Annotated in this window: 6 protein-coding genes; 1 reads left to right on the top strand and 5 read right to left on the bottom strand. The window is 57.8% G+C overall.

Annotation, left to right across the window (positions count from 1 at the left end):
- The coding region (locus tag G468_RS23245) for an integrase core domain-containing protein (protein ID WP_026824049.1) at positions 1-209 on the top strand (209 nt) is incomplete at its 5' end.
- Between the two features lie 187 nt (positions 210-396).
- On the opposite strand, the gene G468_RS21695 is transcribed toward G468_RS23245, so the two are convergent.
- The 5 genes from G468_RS21695 to G468_RS0117045 all read right to left on the bottom strand — a co-directional run.
- On the bottom strand, positions 397-615 hold the full coding sequence (locus tag G468_RS21695; RefSeq protein ID WP_051297186.1) for a hypothetical protein: 219 nt from the start codon (positions 613-615) through the stop codon (positions 397-399).
- A 2-nt stretch (positions 616-617) separates the two neighbouring features.
- Complete coding sequence (locus tag G468_RS0117060; RefSeq protein ID WP_026824048.1) at positions 618-941, bottom strand: hypothetical protein; 324 nt, start codon at positions 939-941, stop codon at positions 618-620.
- A complete protein-coding gene (locus G468_RS0117055; protein ID WP_026824047.1) occupies positions 938-1,561 on the bottom strand; it encodes a hypothetical protein in 624 nt (207 codons plus the stop codon). The genes G468_RS0117060 and G468_RS0117055 overlap by 4 nt, the downstream gene beginning before the upstream one ends.
- Positions 1,554-2,273 carry a transglycosylase SLT domain-containing protein gene (locus G468_RS0117050; RefSeq protein ID WP_026824046.1) on the bottom strand — a complete coding sequence of 240 codons (720 nt, stop codon included), beginning with the start codon at positions 2,271-2,273 and terminating at the stop codon, positions 1,554-1,556. Before G468_RS0117050 ends, G468_RS0117055 begins: the two co-directional genes overlap by 8 nt.
- Before the next feature lie 13 nt (positions 2,274-2,286).
- Positions 2,287-2,476 (bottom strand): putative holin (locus tag G468_RS0117045; RefSeq protein WP_026824045.1); only part of this gene is annotated, 190 nt, incomplete at its 5' end.

Genomic DNA, 2,476 nt, shown 5'->3' with positions numbered 1-2,476 from the left:
GAGGTAATTGCCTCGATAATGCCGTGATGGAAAGATTTTTTAGGAGTTTAAAGACAGAAAGACTTAACCGTTTATCGTTTATGAATCATCAATCTGTTGTCTGTGAAGTTGAAAATTATATTCAGTTTTACAATTATTATCGACGCCATTCAACGATTGGTTATTTAACGCCACATCAAAAATATCATGAACTAAAAAATGCCGCTTAGATCTTCTACAGAATTTGTTGACCATTACAGCTCCGTCAGCGCCCGGTCGAGCCATTCACGTACCGATGGGGGTAAGACCTCGATATGACTGCGCGGTGCCATCATCACTCCCTCCAGTATTTGGCCGGGCGGGCAATGCCGGGGATATCGTCGGTGACGTATTCCACCAGATTGACCCCTTCCGGCGTTAGCGTGGCCGTGCGGGCGGTCGGGTCAGGCGAACCAGACGTAAGCCCTCAAGGAACAGTAACTCTTTTTGCAGCTCCAGCATGGTCATGTCCGGGTAGAGCGAATGGCCCACATCCCACAGCAGCCGGTCATTGGCCGGATAGGGCCGAGCCTTGTTGACCACCTGCAGTAACACCCAACGCAACCCTTCGCGGCGCGCCTGTTCGGTCTCTATCATCCTTATCCTCCTGCCACCTGACGCAGCTGTATGGTTTCCAGCTTCTGGTAAATCGCGTCAAGCCGTGACTCCACCACCTGCTGATAATGAATAAATTCGTCGCGCCGGACGTAACGCGCCGGCACTTCCACTTTGAACTCCAGGACTTCACGCTCAAGGCGCGACCCTTTATCGGAGGCGTCGCGCATTAACCGCTCCAGTGACGCAAACCGCTCCGCCTGACGCTTTTCCGTCTCCCGGATAAACCAGCGGGCCAGCCCACCCAAAAAGCCTGCCAGTCCGAACAGGTAGCTCATCAGTACCCAAAAATCGACCTGTAATGTCATGGTGTTAATCCTTCAATATAATCCAGTAGCCCGTTTACCTGTGCCCGCCAGACCTGACATTGCTGCCCGTTGTCGGTGATGTTGGCGAGGATATCGCGCTGGGTGACCGGGCTGGGTCTGAGCGGCTCACCAGCGGACGCAGTGTCCCTGGTCGTGTTGCCAGCGCCGCTGGGAGCGGCGGCAGCGCCTGAATCATTGGCGTCGGACACACCGAGGGCGGCGTTGTAGTGCTGCACGAAGCCACGAGTAAACACGCAGGACACAGCATGAGGCTGGCCTTTTTCATCCTGCCAACGTTGGGTAACATCATCTATCTGCCTCTTAAGTTGACGGTTTTTGGCGTTTATTCGTGCAACGCGGGCCAGGTAATTCCGCTCGCTCGTATGGGCAACCGCAACCTGGCGCTCAAAACGTTGCTGCAGGACTCGCAGGGTTTGCGCGGTCTGCTCGGCGCGCTGCTTTTCCTGAACCGCAAACGCGGCGCGCAGCTGACTGATTTTTGCGTCGCCCCGCTGCGTTGCCCGACGTTCGCCTTGCGTGTAGCCGTGCCACCAGATGCCCGACAGCAGGGCCATCACCAGCAGCCCGCCGAGGCTTTTTAGGCTAACTACACTAAACACAGCTTGCCCCTCCCCAAGTCAGGTAACGCGGTGCCAGGGCTTTTAAAATGCGGCGGGGATAATGGCGATTCTCGCGCCAGGCGCTCATACTCCGTCCGGCATTGACTCGCTCAATGCTGTCAAACCAGCGACTGCCATCGACCCCCTGACTTTCTGCCAGACGGCGGTCACGCTGCACCCAGCCCAGGCCACCGTTGTAGGCCGACAGGGTCATCGCCATGCGCTCACAGTCATCAACAGCACTGACACGCTGCCACAGCCAGCGGTCGTAGCTGACCAGCGCCCGGATAGCCCATGCCGGATTAAACGGCTCCCGGCTGTTCAGCCCAGGTACCCGTTGGCTAATCCAGTCGGCGGTGGCAGGCATAAACTGTGCCATCCCCTGAGCGCCAAGCGGTGAAACTGCATTTGCTCGCCATCCGCCCTCCTGATGCAGCTGCGCGGCAAAGTCTGCCACTGGCGCAGACATTCCCCATTCGAGGCGCGCATTGCGGATCACATCAGCACGGTACTGCAGGGACGTCTGCGGTGGCTGTGCCGCTCTGGCCTGGCTGAAGAAACCACCGCACCAGAGCAGCCAGGCTACCGTGGCCGAACGAAAGAGCTGCCCCCAGAAACTGTGCTTACTCGTACGGGCCTGCCCGTGGAGGGCTAACTCGATGCCCAGTTTCAGCAGTACCAGCACAGCCCAGACAACCTGAGGCCAGTACATATAGAGAGTCATGTTAAAGCCCCGTCGCCACGGCAAGACACACCGCCGCCACAATCACCGCCCGACGCAGCTGCGCAGCAGCAAAGACCTGATGGCAGCCGCCGCGCACCGGATGTCGACCCTGTGCTACCTCGGGGTGGTCATAGTGCAGGTATTGTCCGGGACGGGCTTTGGGGAATAGCGAACGGTCAAGCCAGTAACCC

The sequence above is a fragment of the Arsenophonus nasoniae DSM 15247 genome (assembly GCF_000429565.1).
Lineage (GTDB): Bacteria > Pseudomonadota > Gammaproteobacteria > Enterobacterales > Enterobacteriaceae > Arsenophonus > Arsenophonus nasoniae.
Note: the sequence above shows the minus strand (reverse complement) of the source record. Positions and strands in the feature narration are given on the sequence as shown.